Raw genomic sequence first — 15,446 nt, 5'->3', positions numbered from 1 at the left:
ATCACAGATGCGGATGGTAATTGGGTTTGGGTGAAGCGGATTGCTCATTGTCTTTTTAATTAGCTTTGAGCTTTGTTTTTATTGTCTGGCTGGTAATTGATTAATGATGCTGCGCCGAGGGTTGGCAATAGCGGTGTCATATTCTGGTTTTCTATTTTCTGACTTTCTATTTTTAATTTATTTTTTATTTGTAGGTGGTAAGGGTTTATTCGCCTATTTCTACCTGAGGTTTGGGACGGGCACGAAAGCCTATGCCAGCATTGTGTAGCATCTGACCACAGGCCTTGAACAGTGGGAAGTTCTCCAGTGCAGAGCCCACAGGCAGGGCGCGGCTGTCTGTGGCCTTATGCGGGTGACGTGAAAAGTAATTGAGTGTCGCCAGCAGCTCCAGCTCATCCAGTGATACACAGGGTGAGTTAGGGCCGAGCAATTCCATGGACGGTAAATTTCTCACAATCCCTTCAATCAGATTAGTAAATTCCTCTGTCTTATCTTTTGGGATGCCCAGGCGTTTTAATAATGGTGCCACCTCTAATTGCGGGATAGTGACGGCATTTATTTTTCGGAATACGCGCAGTATTTCCTGCTCAGAGCGGGAGCACTGCTTTTTAAGAAAAAGCGTATGAGTGTTCATAATGTTGACCTTATCAACGGTAGCACATGGCCAGGCAAGCAAAGGCATGCTTTGGGGTGTGCTGGCAATCAGTCGCGTGAAGCGGCTGAGGGGGTGGACATCAGTGTGAAATAACCAGCAACCCCGAGAGGAGGCTGCTGGCTTCATGTTTATCTCCTGAGGTGGTGAGCACGGTTAATGGTGCTCAGCGTCAGGGCGTTTTCAGATCTGGGCTGATTCGGAAGTTTCCGCAGGGGCACAGACCTGCCAGTCAATCTGCAACTCTTCGCGGCTGGCGGTCAGGCGCAGGTGGCTCTCGATAATGTCACGTAGCTTGAGCACCTGATCGTCGCTGGCTGCCAGCAACGTGAGCTTCAGTACATTGTCTGTCGCCAGCAGGTGGATCTCACCGATGGACAGACGGATTTGCCCGGAGCGCTCATCACTGGTCACGGGGCTGCGGTGCTGGAAGTGATTGCACAGGCGGCGCAGATAACGCTCGGCATGAGCTGTGCTGACCTCGGCGACATGCTGGGCGTAGGCGTTGCTCACCGGGCTGGCATTCATCAGCTGCTCAACCTGAGCTGCGGCCTCTTCAATGACCGCGGCGATTTTATCCAGCACGCTTTCTTCCAGCGGCGCCCGCTTCATACGCAGGCTCAGTGCCAGCTTGAGCTGGTCCATGGCACGGACGATTTGCTCCGGCGGGCTGCCAGCATCGGGGCGGCTTATGCGCGCCATCAGCATGTCAGTAGCGGCTTTGTTGGCCTGCAGGAACGCTTGGCCTTCGCTGGTGATGCTGTAGCGCTTGCGGCCGCCGTCTTCGGTATCGATAACCGCATAACCCCGGTCATACAGCCAGGTCAGGGTAGGGTAGATGACACCGGGGCTGGGTGAGTAATAGCCACCAAAACGCTCTTTGATGGCCTTGATCAGCTCATAGCCATGGCTGGGCTGTTCCGCGAGCATGGCCAGCAGCAGCAGACGCAGTTCACCGTAATCGAACAGCCGGCTGCCCCTACGTCCTCCCCGACTTCCTTTCTTGCTGGCGCCAGCCTGAACAGAATCGTCCATGTCAGGCGTTACAGGCGCGTTATCTTGATCGCTATCCATCAAAGCTGTTTTCTTCATTGTGATAATTTTAGATATATCTTAAAAAAGATATATCGGAAGTTAGCATAGACTTTTTATGGATACAATCTTTGCCTGTATCCATCCCCATTTCTTCAACGCTCCTTCACAGCAAGCCATCAGCATGCCGCCACAGGCTATCAGCATGGGTGTCTGCCATTATTGTGGTGCAGCATAGCAGAGCCAGGTTGTTTTGCCCGGTAACGTGCGTAATGAGCAGAGAAGGGGACGTATAAGAGGAGGAAGAAAACAGTAACAGGGCAGCTGTGCAGCGCCGTCGGGACAAAAAAGACGCTGTGCTGAAACACGGCGTCAAGAGGGTGAGAAGGTGATGGCAGTACAGGTACTGCCGGTGTTGATGCTGGTGAGGGCGAGGGGGGTTGTGGCTCAGTTGGGTTGGTCTGGCAAGACAGCAATAAAGTCGCACTGCACCTGAATATGGCCGCTCATGGCGATCTCGTATCCCTGACGGGCCGGGCGGGTGGCAGGGTCTGGAAACAGGGCTTCCCAGTGAGGGTTCACCCGTGGCCGGTGTGCTTTGTCACGCAGTGACAGATTGATTTTGATGATGTCATCCAGACTGCCGCCAGCGGCTTCGATGATGGTCCGTACGTGAGCGAACATCAGCTGGCACTGCTGGTCCATATCGGCAGGTACTTCCTGTGTGGCGGGATCACGACCATAGATCACCCCGGAATAGACCATATTGTCGATGCGACAGGCCGCCGGGACCGGATTGGCATGGGGAAAATCATCCACGTAAATGCTTTGGCGTCGGGTCACTTTGCACTCCTCTGGTTGAGGGCGTGATCAGCGATCACGCCCCGGTAATATGCCCCTGGCTCACGCGTTAACGTCAGTATTCAGCAGCGGCCATTTTCGGGCCGAACTTGTAGCTGATGCGGAAGCGTTCGGCGTGGAAATCGCCGGTAACGAAGTAGGGCGTATCAACATAATCGCCTTCAAATTCCACATTCAGCCGGTCGGTCACGTCATAGCTGAGAATCATGAAGCCCGCCTTCACCTTGCGGGTGGAAGACGCATAGGGCTGGTCGACTGAGTCCAGGTCATAGCGGGTCAGCCCCAGCACAGCCTTGAAGCGGTTGTCGTGATAGATGTACCGGCCAGCCAGCGAACGACCGGGCTGGTTCATGGTGACCAGCGATGCCAGTGGCTGTTCGGTGGCAATCGGCGTGTCGTTGTAAGTGGCATAGCTGTACGGGGAGAAATAGCCGCCATTCTGGAAGGCATCATCCTTGCGCGGGACCACGGTGCCTGCCACCAGCACGGTATGTTTGGGAGAGTTGAAGCCCAGCTTCACCGAGTAGAGGTCGGCATCGATATTCTTGTAGGGATCGACCTGATCACTGGTATCCCACTCCTTGATGTAATCCATACCGATAAAGGGTGTAGCACGACCAAACTGCAGCGCCTTGATGGGGAGCTGGCCACCGACGTACGCCAGTTGCGCACGTTTATCGAAGTCGTAATACCAGGCCTGAGCACTGGGGCCAAAATGCTTGTCATATTTGACGCCCAGAGTGGTGAAGCCATTGCTGCTGACCATCGGCATCTTGGTGTCGGTTACACGCGGACTACCGGCATCCTCCCTGACGAAGCTGTCTTCATCCAGTGGCTTGTATTTATAGATGCGATAGCCACTGAAGGTGAGATCCTTATTGCCCTGCAGCTGATAGGTGGCGCCTACCCCTTCATACAGCGCGGGAATCAATGTACGCCCTTCAAGGCTGCTGGCAAACGGGGTATCGAGACCCATGCGCCCGGCACGCACGGTCATGCCGCCGTAGCGGTACTGCAGGAAGGCTTTACCCAGCACGTTGACGTTCTCTGATGGCAGTTCAGATTCCACCGAGTCGCCATTGAGGCCGAAATCATTGGCGATGTACTCGCCCAGACCAAAGCTGAAACCCTTGTATTCCGCACTGCGGTACTGCAGCTCGCCACCAAAGGAGCGGGTGTGCTCATTGGCAACGATGCCATTGAACTCCTTGTTGAAGGCCATGGCTTTCAGTTCACCAAAGACCACCCCCTGCTGCAGCCAGTCACTGAAGCTGTCGACCTGCTGCGTACTGCTTGTGCTTTGCTCATGGCTGTCCTGAGCGTTTGTGGCGTGCTGATCAGTGCTGCGGGTATTGCTGATTTCTGCCTTAAGTGGCTGGTCTGCGGCCTGGGCTGCACTGCTGGCAACCAGACAGGCAAGCAGCGTAAGAGCGTAAGTGCTGCGTGTGGTCATTGTTGTCATTATTTTCACCTGCGTTTCGTCTGCTATGGCGTTGTTTTTATATTTCCGAATACGAAGCTGCGTGTTTGCCGCTGGCGGGCGGCGATCGTGGAATTAGCGGTTCACCTTGGCTGCCTCCTCCGAAAAAAGCGGCAAGCCGCTGTGGCTGACGTGTTTGTGTCAGATCGTGAACACGTTCATAGAAAGTGACTGGAAAGAAACCGTCTGGATTTCGCTATGACGTGACCTGAGTTGTTAAAGAGCTTCAGCAGAGCCGGTAAGGACCGGTCACTGATGACGGGAATGTGCCTACGACCTGCTGACTTGCACTGTCGTAAACCCGCTCCCAGTTAGTTAATCTGTTAATAAGATATATCGTATAAAAAGATATATCTACAAAATATTGAAGTGATGTTTTCGTGTTTTTTCTGCTCGCAAGTTGAACAGGCGTTGAAGGCAAACGAGCCGGTACGCTAGTGATCAGGGGGAGGGGGCAAGGCTGCTAAAAGGGCAAGTTAACAAGAGGCTATCCAGGAAGAAGCCAACCAGCAGTGTAAGAAAAAAGGACGCCACCCCCGTCAGCTCATGGAGCTCATCCATGCGCTGACGGCCCTGATCTCTGGCTTGACCCGCGCTGGGTCGATATCAGGCAGGCGTCCGTAAAATACTGACTTGAAGGATACTGCGAACGGTGTAACGCACTACCAGCTGGATGCTGGTCGGTTGCTATTGCCTGCTATGGCGTGACTGATACTGACGCAACAGCGCATTGCCATAGTCATTGCCATTCGGAATGCGGGTAATGGTATGAATATGGAACTTGGCCGGTTGCTCGTTGGTCAGCCACATGCCGCTGTGATGGTCAAACTCGATCATCACCACCGGGCTCTGAATGCGGTAATAGAAGGGGTCATCATCACCACAGCCGCCAATCCAGTTCCACCAGGTCTCATCCAGATGTTGTTCGATCAGCTTCATGCGTGCGGCGCGCGGACCATCCGGCAGATGCTCGATAAAGGTCTCGATGGTTTGCAGCAGCTTTTGCCGCTGTGCTTCATCAAATTCGCTGACGCACACACCTTCCAGCGGGATGATGCGATTGTCCTGAAAGGCGCCGCCCAGATGGCGCTGATCCGCGAAATTGAAGCGTTCCGGCGGCATGGCCGGATCTTCCATCAGTTTGTAGATGGTGGCCCGTTCCTGCATGTCGGCCGACAGTGACTGCATCAGCTCCAGCCCCAGACGTTCCTCCTCGGTAAACAGGCTGAAGGGATGACCGTCTCCGCGATCAATGATGTTGGGTTCGACACCCATGAACGTGGGTGAGATCACCATCTGGCGGCCAAGAATAAAGCAGCAGAACCCCACGTGATGGCCGTAAATACTCCAGCCCCAGGGTTCCGTAGCCGACGGTGTGCCAAACATCAGCAGATGAAAGCTCCATTCATTCATGATGTTGGTGACATCGTACAGCTCGCCGAGGAACAGATTGGCGATCATCAGCTGCTGCACCTTGCTGAAGCCTTTATCACTGGTGCAGGCCCGCAGCATCTGCCTGAACGCGTCCTTGCTGGCATCGCTGGTGTCTTCCAGCCGCACGCCGAAATCGTTGAACGGAATTTCCGGGTTGTACCAGGCGCGCCACTGTTTGGCATCAATGGGGTAATGCACATGGCTGCGTTGGGCTTCCGTCAGGGTTTCCAGCAGAGCGAAAGCCGCATCCATGGCCACTTCGACCTCAAAGCCTTCATCCAGTAACGGGAACAGGCCCTCCTGTACCACGCCATCGGCAGTAATGCCGCGCAGCGGCTCATCCAGTCGCTGTTGCCACTCTGCCCGCAGTGCTGTCGCGCCGGGAGTGGCCAGCATACGTGCAGCATAGGTTTGTGGGTCCACATTGCGTGCCATACCGATACGGGGTGAGTCAGCTGGCATCAGATACTGACGAAAATCTGCAGTCGTCATACACACCTCTCAGGCATCAAAGGTATCGGCGATTACTTTGTGTTCGATCCGGCCCAGATGCTGAATCTCCAGACACATCACGTCTCCCACCTGCAGGAAGTTGTTGCTGGCGGCACCGACCCCCGAGGGTGTGCCGGTGGCGAGAATGTCACCGGGCTCCAGCGTCATTACTGTCGAGAGGTATTCAATCTGCTCGTAGAGGTTGTAGATCATGTCGCCGGTGACGGAGTGCTGACGCACTTCGCCATTGACGCTCAGGGTCATGGCCAGATTGAGGGGATCGTCGATGTCATCATCGGTGGTCAGCCAGGGGCCGACAGGGCCGTGCGTATCAAAGGATTTGCCCAGAGTGAAGGTCGGTGAGCGGCGCAGCCAGTCACGGCAGGAAACATCGTTGACGATCAGGTACCCGGCAATCACGGAGCGGGCATCCGACGCTTTGACGTGACGGCAACGACGACCAATCACCACACCCATTTCTATCTCATAGTCCAGCTGCTCGCTGACGGCGGGCTTTACCACCGGATCGAAAGGCGCGTTGATGCAGGAGACCTGTTTGTTGAACCACAGCTGAGTGGAGGGAATGGTGAGACCGGCAGCGCGGGCTTCGTCGGCGTGCTTGCGGTAGTTCATACCAATACCAAGGAATTTTTGCGGATCGTTGACCGGTGCCTCCAGCCGCACCTGCCCGAGCGCAAAGCGCCTGCCATCGGCTTGTTCCAGTGTGCTCTGCAGCTGTGGCAGCGCTTCCAGCAGCGCCCGCATCGAGGTACCGACACCCGGTACGGCGGACCAGTCGACGATCTCATCACCGACCACCTTGCCAATGCGAGTCGTGCCATTTTCGGTAAAGCGTGCGAGTTTCATTTTTACTGTTCCTATGCTGTCGAATGAAGGGCGCAGTTGCGCGGTGCCTCGGTAAATGAAGGGTGGGTTTGGTCGTCGTCGGCTTTACGTCAATGATGGGGGCGATGGGGCGTCAGCTGCGACAGCACCACCTGCCAGCGATGGCCGGCCCGTCGCAGAATCAGGGTGGAGAAGCCGTCCAGCGTGACCGGTTCGCCGGTTTCCCGTAAACGTACGGTGTTCAGCGTGGTGCCGGTGATGATGGCAACTGGGCCTTCCACCCGGATATGCAGGGGGCCGCGCTCTATAGCGATAAAGCCGCCCATGCGCTCAACGTGATCCAGCAATTCCTGTTTGCCGTGTACCATGCCGGTGCTGTGAATATGGGTCAGGTCATCGGCCAGCAGCTGTTGCAGCGCGACGCGATCAGCAGTGATCAGTGCGCGCTGGCGGGCCTGCTCGAAGGCAATAATGTCAGCGTGCTGCTCAGCATCAGGCTGAGCGTCAGCCGCTTCCTGAGCATGGGGAATGGAAGCCGTCATGGTGTATCACCTGTTATTTTTATTACTGTGACAAAAGCGTGGTGTTCGCTGGCGTTCAGCCACCTGTCGCGGCTAATGCCCGGCAGGTAGCAAAAAACTCGTCAGATCAGACCGTCGTACGATCCGCCATCCAGCTGCAGATTCTGCCCGGAGATAAAACTGGCCTGAGCACTGCACAGATAGGCGCAGGCGTCACCGAACTCTTCCGGGCGACCATAACGCCTGGCCGCGATGCTGCTGGTATTGCGGCGACGTGCTTCTTCCCGGTCAATGCCTTCACGGCTCATCAGGCGTTGCAGCATGAACTCCTGGCGCGGGGTATCGATGCGCTCTGGCAGCAGGTTATTGATGGTGACGTTATCCGCCACCACATCACGGCTGATGGCTTTGCAGATGGCCGTCAGTGCAGTACGTGCCGAGGTCGACAGGCCCATCATGTAGTGGGGTGACTTCACCATGGCTGAGGTGATGTTGATGATGCGGCCAAAGCGCTGGCTGCGCATCGCCGGTATATAGGCACGGATAAGCTGTACGGCAGGCAGAAAGTTGGCCTGCATGGCACCCAGCAACGCTGCTTCATCCCAGTCCTGCAGCTCACCGGGGGGAGGGCCGCCATTGTTGGTGACGAGAATGTCGACAGTAGGTACCGCTTCCAGAATGGCGGCACGACCGCTGGCGGTTGTCAGATCAGCGGCAACGAAGTGGATATGCGCTGCCGGAAACTCCTGCTGTAACTGCGCGGTCACCCGCGCCAGTTTGTCGGCGTCACGGCCGTTGAGGGTGACGTTCACACCTTCGCCCAACAGTGAGCGGGCACAGGCCAGACCCAGGCCCTGTGACGAACCGCAGATAAATGCGCTGCGGCCTTTGATTCCAAGATCCATCGTATTCTCCAGCGGGCGCGTGTTGCCGTGTGATGGCTGCAGGCGCATGCAAACCGGTTAAAGGAAAAGCTCAGTGAAAAATGCCTGCAGGGTATGCCATGAGCGGCGGTCCGCACGGGCGTCATAGGCCGCAAAAGGTGGAGTGTGCGGATGATCCGGCTCGGTAAAGGCGTGTCTGGTATGGCTGAACAGCTCGGTCTGCCAGCGGATGTCAGCGGCTGAAAGTGCCTGTTGCACACGTTGCAGGTCATCGACTTTGGCCATCACATCGTCTGCACCGGTACAGATCAGCACCTGTGCCGTGCGGCTGGCTGCCGACCAGTCATCACCGACCAGATCCAGACCTCCATGCAGGCTGACCACGCCCTGCAGCGGTATCCCGTAACGAATAGCTTCGAGCACCGTGGTGCCGCCAAAGCAGTAGCCGATAGCGCCCAGACGTGCACTGTCGACGCCGGCCTGTGCCAGCAGTGCCTGACGTCCGGCGCTAAAGCGCTGCATCCACAAGGTACGGTCGCTGGCGAAGCGACCCAGCATGGCACCGATCTGCTCCGGCCCACGCAGCTGTCGGCGTTCGCCCCACAGATCCAGCGCCAGTACTGCGTAACCAAGCGCGGCAAGACGCTGACTGCAGTCCATCATCTGCTGGTTGATCCCTGCTGCACCATGCACCAGCAGGATGCCGGGCAAGGTCTGGCCCTGATTCATCCCGGGGGCACAGAAGTAACCCAGCAGGCGTTCCTGCTCGTGGAAATATTCCACATCGCGAATGACGAGTTGCGTCATACATCACCTCATGGTGGTCGACCCACTGACGGCTGTGTTGCGAGTCAAAAGACCGCAAACCGATTGCCGGGCTTCAGTGTTCGTAACTGTGGCCTGAGCCAGAACAGAAGGTACGAATTTTTATTTTCAGATAATATGAAAAATACGATATATCGTAAAAATAAGTGCAGATATTAGACAAAAGTAGAAAGAAGAAATGTCGAGGCGGGTCAGAACCGCAGTAGTACGGTAGTAAGGGCACCGACAAGAGGGGATCGTGCAGAGGAGACGCCTAAGTAGAGACACTGAAGTGCAGACCGTGCATGACGAAGGTCATCGAGGGGGTGTGGGTATTATCTGGCTTGTCGTGATCTGATGTATTTCTGGCACCCGTCATGCTGGCGCTAGCGTAGCCAGAGCAGGGGGATTCACTCAGGGGCGACTATGCTTAGTCGATGGCTTTTGCCTGGCGTCGACGGATTGCCTGAGAGCGTATTACCCGGCAGCACGGCAAACGTCAGGTGGATTGGCTCTTGCTTGAGATGAGCGCATCTATGCTGTCTACCCAGATCGTCCACACCATTGGTACATCCATCTATTTTGTGGTTTTTATCCTGCTGTTCTGGTTCAGCCGGATACCCCGTGCCAATGCGGCTGCCCGCTGGTGGGCAAGAGCGATCCTGTTCGCGCTGCTGTCTCGGTTGCTGCTGTTTATCCTGTTTTCTCTTGAACAGGAGCCACTGGCGCTGCTGTTTTACGGCAGCTTCAGCGTTCTGGAAAAGGCCTGCCTTGCGGTGGGTATCTGCCGTTTTTTCAATCTGACCACAGCACTGCGCTGGTTCTGGGCTGGCGCGCTGATTACCGAGCTGTGGCTGCTGATCACCTGGTTGATGCACAGCCGGGCGCTGGTGATCACCGCTGGTTTAAGCGCGTTCAATATTGCATGTCTGCTCTATGTCGCAGGTACCGCCTGGCGTGAACGAAAGAGTCTGCATCGCCTGATGACGGCTTTATCGGCTACCAGCAGCCTGCTGGCGCTGCACTGGCTGTTTGCTTTCCCCACCATGGAGGTGCTGCCGGAATGGAAAGTGCTTGGTTTGCTGGTGGGCACGGTACTGATGCTGGCGCAGTATCTGCTGTTGTTGATGGCGGTTCTGCTGGTGTTTCAGCAGCGCTTGCTGGATGCCGAAGAGCGGGCGCTGGAGCTGGCCTTTCATGATCCGCTCACCGGACTGAATAACAAACTCTATATGGGACGGCTGTTTGAGCAGGCGCTGGCGCTGGCGAGCCGTCTCAATCAGCTGCTGGCGGTGATTTACATTGATCTGGATAACTTCAAACCCATCAACGACAGTGCCGGGCACAGTGTGGGCGATGAGGTGCTGAAAATCGTTGCCAGACGTCTTCAGTCTCACACTCGTAGTGCTGACATCTGTGCCCGCATCGGCGGCGATGAATTCATGGTGATTGCGACCCAGCTGGAGGATGAGAGTCAGGCCAGAGTGATTGCGGAGAAACTGCGCAGCTACGTCACCGAGGTCATTCACATTGGCAACCGGAGTTATTATCTGGGCGCCAGCATTGGTATCAGTCTTTACCCTTACCACGGCAGCAGCCTGCCACAGCTGATCCAGAATGCTGATAGCGCCATGTATCAGGCCAAGCGCAACGGCAAGAACGGCTATCAGATCTTTGGCAAGCTGGGCTAGCGCTTTCGCCCCTGTGACGTGATCACCACAAGCTCATTTGTCCCGGTGCCTGAAAGCGGCTGCAGTCCAGTGGCAGGCGGCGCTGATTGAGACCGTAACGCTTACAGGCCAGCCTGAAGCGCTGGGCAATCAGGTCGGCAAACTGACCGGTGCCGCGCATACGTGTGCCAAAGCTGGGATCGTAGTCTTTGCCGTCACGGGTCTGGCGCACCAGGCTCATGATATGGTCGGCGCGCTGCGGGTAGTGCTGTTGCAGCCAGTCCTGAAACAGCGGGCTGACCTCCAGCGGCAGGCGCAGCAGCACATAGTTGGCGCTGGTCGCGCCCGCACCGGCCGCGGTCTGCAGCAGGCGTTCTATCTCCACATCATTCAGCGCCGGGATGATCGGCGCCATCATCACGCCGACGGGCACACCGGCTTTGGCCAGCCGCTCTATGACTCTGAGGCGGGCGGTAACGGTGGCAGCACGGGGTTCAAGAGTGCTGCGCAGCGTATCGTCAAGGCTGGTCAGGCTGATGTACACGGCACACAGCTGCTCGCTGGCCATTTCCTGCAGAATATCCAGATCACGCAGAATCAGTGCACCCTTGGTCACGACCGAGAAGGGTTGCTTGAAGCGTCGACAGACTTCCAGCAGGGAGCGGGTCAGGCGGTACTGGGATTCAATTGGCTGATAGGCATCGGTATTAGCGCCCAGCGCGATAACCTGACACTGGTAACCCGGTTTTTGCAGGGTTACCTCCAGCAGCCGGGCGGCGTTGTGCTTGTAGATCAGCCGGGTTTCAAAATCGAGGCCGGGCGACATATCCCAGTAGGCATGACTGGGGCGGGCAAAGCAGTAGATGCAGCCGTGTTCACAACCGCGATAGGGGTTGAGGCTGACATCGAAAGGAATGTCCGGTGAGGTATTGCGTGACAGAATGCTTTTGCTGGTTTCCTGCCGTACCTCGGTCGCAATGGAGGGCTGATCCTCTGCCGCATCGTGGTACCAGCCATCATCCACCTGTTCCAGTGACTGACCATGAAAACGGTTGTGCGGGTTGTTCAGTGCGCCACGGTGACGCATGGCCTGTTTGTCGCTGTGTAAATGGCTGGCAGGCTGGCGGAAAAACACCTTAGGTTCAGACATCACGGCAGACTCAAAATGGCTGGTTGTATATACAGTATTTTTGTCGGCGCCGTTTTGCAAGAAGGAAATAAAAAGAGCTGCCGAGGGGAAGGCGGCAGCTCGGGTACAGCAACTGAATATCAGAAGTGGTGATTGAAGCGCAGGACAAAGCGATTGCCCTGCGCGCGGTTCTCCGCATCCTGCTCGAAGTAGAGGTTGGCAAACATCGAGTCCTCCTGACCGAGCTTGTAGACCATGCCCGGCCCGATGGCCCAGACCTTCTCGCGCCGGCCTTTTACATCTTCACCGTCCACCTGGGTATCGGTGATCTGTTTCAGCCAGTAGCCATTAAGGCCAACGCTCATGTTGGAGTTAAGCGCATATTCGGTCGTGAAGTTGGCGTGCAGTGCCTGCCCGGCCTGACTGTCATGCTGAGCGCCGAGACTGGTGGAAGGATCATCATTTTTGCCATTCCACAGGTAGAACAGCCGTCCCGAGAATGACCACTTCGGCGTCACCCACAGGGTGGCGGCGTAGTAGGGACTGATGGTCCAGAAGTTATTGCCGGGGTTGATTGTCTTGGCAGGGTCATAGCTGCCCGTCGGCATACCGACATCCAGCTCGATGCGCTGGGAGAACAGCGGGCCGTTCTCACCCATGATGGGGTCAAACTGCAGAAACGCACCGAGGATGGTGTCACCTAATCCGGTCTGACTGTCCAGTGCGGCATGGTTGAGACCGTCGTCGACCCGGGCATCGGCGACCCAGGGTAGCAGCACGGTGACGCCGGGAGAGGCATTGCCCCAGTGCAGATCGGACTGATAGATGACCTGCGTCAGAGGCACAAACAGGTTGATGTCCTGTTTGGGCAGGCCGAGCTTGTTGCCGTCGGCGTCGTTCATCCGCTTGGAGTTGATGGACTGCAGATACTCGATGGCGTACCAGCCCGGGCCGTTGGGGGCCGGAGCGCCATCGTAGAAACTGGTGCCGCCGAGATTGACGGCAGGCAGATCGTAGGCAGAAGCGGCAACAGGCAGCCCTGCCAGGCCAAGGGCCAGCACGATGGAAGTGATACGCATGGGAAAACCTCAATTATTGTTGTTGTCGGGGTGTCATGCAGCGGCGAACGGTCGCAGAGCGTGGAGGGGAGCCAGACCCGGCCAGACCGTATCGTCGCCGTTGTGTTTTGGTTGCGGTTAAGGGTTACAGGTAGCTGGATGCCAGTCCGCCATCGACCGGAATGTTGGCGCCGCAAACCCAGCGGGCGGCATCCGAGCAGAGGAAGGCAATCACGGCCGCCACCTCATCGGCATAGGCGGGGCGTTTCATCCGGTGGGCATCTTTCTGCACCCGCTCCTCGCCCAGCATGGTAACGAAGTCGCCCAGAATCGGAGTGAATACCGGGCCGGGTGCAACACAGTTGAGGCGGACGTTGTGCTGCAGGAACCACGGCGAAGCCTGCTGGGTCGTCCAGACGATCAGCGCTTCCTTAAAGTACTGATAGCAGGTTTCCTGAGGCACGGGGTTGGCATCCAGCCAGGCCTGTCCTTCGGCAAAACTGGCCGTGGCCGCCAGCGCTTTGTGCTGCTCCAGCCGGGCGGGCCATTCCGCCCCCAGTATCGAAGCGATGTTGACAATCGCCGCAGCCGGTGTGAAGCGGGGCAGCAGTGCCTGACACAGATGGCGCAGGCCCAGATAGTTGACCTTACCGACCAGATCCGCAGGCGCGGTGCCCGGCACACCGGCGATATTGCACAGGCCATCAATGCTGGCGGGCAGTGCATCGACCAAAGCGTCGATCTGTGCAGTGCTGCTCAGATCGACCTGAATAAAATCATCCAGTGTCATGGCCGGGGCATTGCGATCCAGACCAATGACCCGCGCACCCTGAAAACGGGCCAGCCGGGCGACTTCGGCACCGATACCAGAGGCGACACCGGTGATGACGAGGGTTTTGTTGTGCAGGTTCATGATGTTGTTCTCTTTATTGTTCATGGACAGTCGTGGGAAAACGTCGGTGCAGGGCGGAGGCGCCGTGATGCAGCCGATGGTGAACAGGTGCTCAGAAGGGGTAGCGGGTCGGCTCACCCTTGATGGTTACCCACTGCCAGTGGGTGTAGTTGTCCCAGTCGGTCGGGCCGCCTACACCGCCGCCGTTGCCTGAGTTGCCGCAGCCGCCGAACGGATTGATACATTCGTCATTGACTGTCTGATCATTGATATGCAGCAGCCCGGTATGCAGTTGCTGGCCGAGGGTAAGGGCGCGATTGATATCGGCAGAGATCACCGCCCCGGCCAGACCGTATTCGGTGTCGTTGGCCAGCATCACGGCCTCTTCGTCACTCTGGAAGGTGACTATAGTGGCGACCGGGCCGAAGATTTCCTCATCAAAACAGCGCATGCCGGGCGTCACGTTGGACAGCACGGTGGGAGAGTAGAACAGCCCGTCGTAGTTGCCGCCTGCTTCCAGCCGGGCACCGGCGGCGATCGAATCCTGCACGATGCTGTGCACCCGTTGCAGCTGACGATGGTTGATCAGAGGCCCCAGCGCCACCTGCCCGGTGGTTGGGTCGCCGACGGGCAGGTGGACGGCTTTTTCCACGATCCTGGCGATCAGCGCCGGAGCCACGTTTTCCTGCACCAGGATGCGACCGGAGGCCATGCAGATCTGGCCCTGATGCATATAAGCGCCCCAGGCCACATTGCTGGCGGCGAGGTCGAGGTCGGCATCATCAAGGATGATCAGCGAGCTTTTTCCCCCCAGCTCCAGCGCGACTTTTTTCAGATTGCGGCCACAGGCTTCTCCGACTTTACGGCCTGCTGCGGTTGAACCGGTAAAGGCTACCATGCCGATTTCAGGGGCATTGCACAGGGCTTCACCCGCTTCGACACCGCCGGGCAGGACCTGATACAAGCCCTTGGGCAGGCCCGCATGGGCAAAGGCCAGTGCCATAATCAGCCCGCCGCTCAGCGGTGTTTGCGGGTCAGGTTTACTCACCACCGCATTGCCGGTAGCCAGTGCAGGCGCGATGGAGCGCAGTGACAGAATCAGCGGGAAGTTGAACGGCGAAATAACACCGACCACACCGTGAGGAACGCGCTGGGCGTAGGACAGCCGACCCGGGATACTGGGCAGCGTCAGGCCGTTGGGTTGCAGCAGCATGGCGGAGGACAGCTGCAGCAGGGTAATGGCTTCGCGTACTTCATGCTGGCCCTTGGGGATGATGCCGCCGGTTTCACGGGCGATAAACAGGCTCAGCTCATCGAAATGCTGTTGCAGATAGTCGGCGGCCCGCAGGAAGATGGCCGCACGCTCTCGGGGAGGCATCTTCACCCACTGCTGTTGTGCGAGTTTGGCACTGGTGGCAGCTGTCAGCACGTCTTCGGCGGTGGCCATCCCGGTGATGGTCAACGTCTCCTGCGTTGCAGGTTCCTGCACCGGGTTCAGGCCGCCGCTGGCGTTAATCCAGTCTCCGTTGAACAGCTTGCCATGCCAGAGATGATGGTCGAGCACGGCAGTGGAGGATGTACTTGTTGTCATTATTGGGTCTCCATTCAGCAATTGAGCTTGTCTGGCAGCTATCGCAAACGCTGTGCCCAATCGTCGATCAGACCCTGAAAAGCCTGATGAGACATTAATA

14 protein-coding genes are annotated in these 15,446 nt (G+C 57.2%); 1 reads left to right on the top strand and 13 read right to left on the bottom strand.

Annotation, left to right across the window (positions count from 1 at the left end):
* Nucleotides 1-205: 205 nt before the first annotated feature.
* The 9 genes from QCD60_RS25335 to QCD60_RS25295 form a co-directional block, all read right to left on the bottom strand.
* Entirely contained in the window at nucleotides 206-682 is a 477-nt protein-coding gene (locus QCD60_RS25335) for a hypothetical protein (protein ID WP_279789661.1), read from the bottom strand.
* 153 nt (nucleotides 683-835) lie between these two features.
* The gene (locus QCD60_RS25330; protein ID WP_279789660.1) at nucleotides 836-1,726 is read right to left on the bottom strand and encodes a DUF2218 domain-containing protein; all 891 of its coding nucleotides are present in this window, start codon (nucleotides 1,724-1,726) and stop codon (nucleotides 836-838) included.
* A 405-nt stretch (nucleotides 1,727-2,131) separates the two neighbouring features.
* Entirely contained in the window at nucleotides 2,132-2,527 is a 396-nt protein-coding gene (locus QCD60_RS25325) for a RidA family protein (protein ID WP_279789657.1), read from the bottom strand.
* Nucleotides 2,528-2,600: 73 nt separating this feature from the next.
* Nucleotides 2,601-4,007 (bottom strand): hypothetical protein, encoded by a 1,407-nt coding sequence (locus QCD60_RS25320; protein WP_279789655.1) that lies wholly within the window; start codon nucleotides 4,005-4,007, stop codon nucleotides 2,601-2,603.
* Between the two features lie 705 nt (nucleotides 4,008-4,712).
* Nucleotides 4,713-5,951, bottom strand: a complete 1,239-nt coding sequence (locus QCD60_RS25315; protein ID WP_279789653.1) for a DUF3500 domain-containing protein — start codon at nucleotides 5,949-5,951, stop codon at nucleotides 4,713-4,715.
* Between the two features lie 9 nt (nucleotides 5,952-5,960).
* Nucleotides 5,961-6,818 (bottom strand): fumarylacetoacetate hydrolase family protein, encoded by an 858-nt coding sequence (locus QCD60_RS25310; RefSeq protein ID WP_279789651.1) that lies wholly within the window; start codon nucleotides 6,816-6,818, stop codon nucleotides 5,961-5,963.
* 89 nt (nucleotides 6,819-6,907) lie between these two features.
* Nucleotides 6,908-7,339, bottom strand: a complete 432-nt coding sequence (locus tag QCD60_RS25305) for a nuclear transport factor 2 family protein (protein ID WP_279789649.1) — start codon at nucleotides 7,337-7,339, stop codon at nucleotides 6,908-6,910.
* A 101-nt stretch (nucleotides 7,340-7,440) separates the two neighbouring features.
* A complete protein-coding gene (locus QCD60_RS25300) occupies nucleotides 7,441-8,223 on the bottom strand; it encodes an SDR family oxidoreductase (RefSeq protein WP_279789647.1) in 783 nt (260 codons plus the stop codon).
* 57 nt (nucleotides 8,224-8,280) lie between these two features.
* Nucleotides 8,281-9,009, bottom strand: a complete 729-nt coding sequence (locus QCD60_RS25295; protein ID WP_279789644.1) for a dienelactone hydrolase family protein — start codon at nucleotides 9,007-9,009, stop codon at nucleotides 8,281-8,283.
* A gap of 533 nt (nucleotides 9,010-9,542) precedes the next feature.
* Here QCD60_RS25295 and QCD60_RS25290 point away from each other — a divergent pair.
* A complete protein-coding gene (locus QCD60_RS25290) occupies nucleotides 9,543-10,697 on the top strand; it encodes a GGDEF domain-containing protein (RefSeq protein ID WP_279789642.1) in 1,155 nt (384 codons plus the stop codon).
* 22 nt (nucleotides 10,698-10,719) lie between these two features.
* Here QCD60_RS25290 and QCD60_RS25285 read toward each other — a convergent pair whose 3' ends face one another.
* From QCD60_RS25285 to QCD60_RS25270, 4 genes are all read right to left on the bottom strand, one after another.
* Nucleotides 10,720-11,826 carry a PA0069 family radical SAM protein gene (locus QCD60_RS25285; RefSeq protein WP_279789640.1) on the bottom strand — a complete coding sequence of 369 codons (1,107 nt, stop codon included), beginning with the start codon at nucleotides 11,824-11,826 and terminating at the stop codon, nucleotides 10,720-10,722.
* A 119-nt stretch (nucleotides 11,827-11,945) separates the two neighbouring features.
* Nucleotides 11,946-12,884, bottom strand: a complete 939-nt coding sequence (locus tag QCD60_RS25280; RefSeq protein ID WP_279789638.1) for a transporter — start codon at nucleotides 12,882-12,884, stop codon at nucleotides 11,946-11,948.
* A 124-nt stretch (nucleotides 12,885-13,008) separates the two neighbouring features.
* Nucleotides 13,009-13,800 carry a coniferyl-alcohol dehydrogenase gene (locus QCD60_RS25275; RefSeq protein ID WP_279789636.1) on the bottom strand — a complete coding sequence of 264 codons (792 nt, stop codon included), beginning with the start codon at nucleotides 13,798-13,800 and terminating at the stop codon, nucleotides 13,009-13,011.
* Between the two features lie 67 nt (nucleotides 13,801-13,867).
* Complete coding sequence (locus QCD60_RS25270) at nucleotides 13,868-15,346, bottom strand: benzaldehyde dehydrogenase (protein ID WP_279789634.1); 1,479 nt, start codon at nucleotides 15,344-15,346, stop codon at nucleotides 13,868-13,870.
* Nucleotides 15,347-15,446 lie beyond the last annotated feature (100 nt).

The organism is Pokkaliibacter sp. MBI-7, assembly GCF_029846635.1.
Taxonomy (GTDB): Bacteria; Pseudomonadota; Gammaproteobacteria; order Pseudomonadales; family Balneatricaceae; genus Pokkaliibacter.
This window is presented reverse-complemented; position numbering and strand designations above follow the sequence as displayed.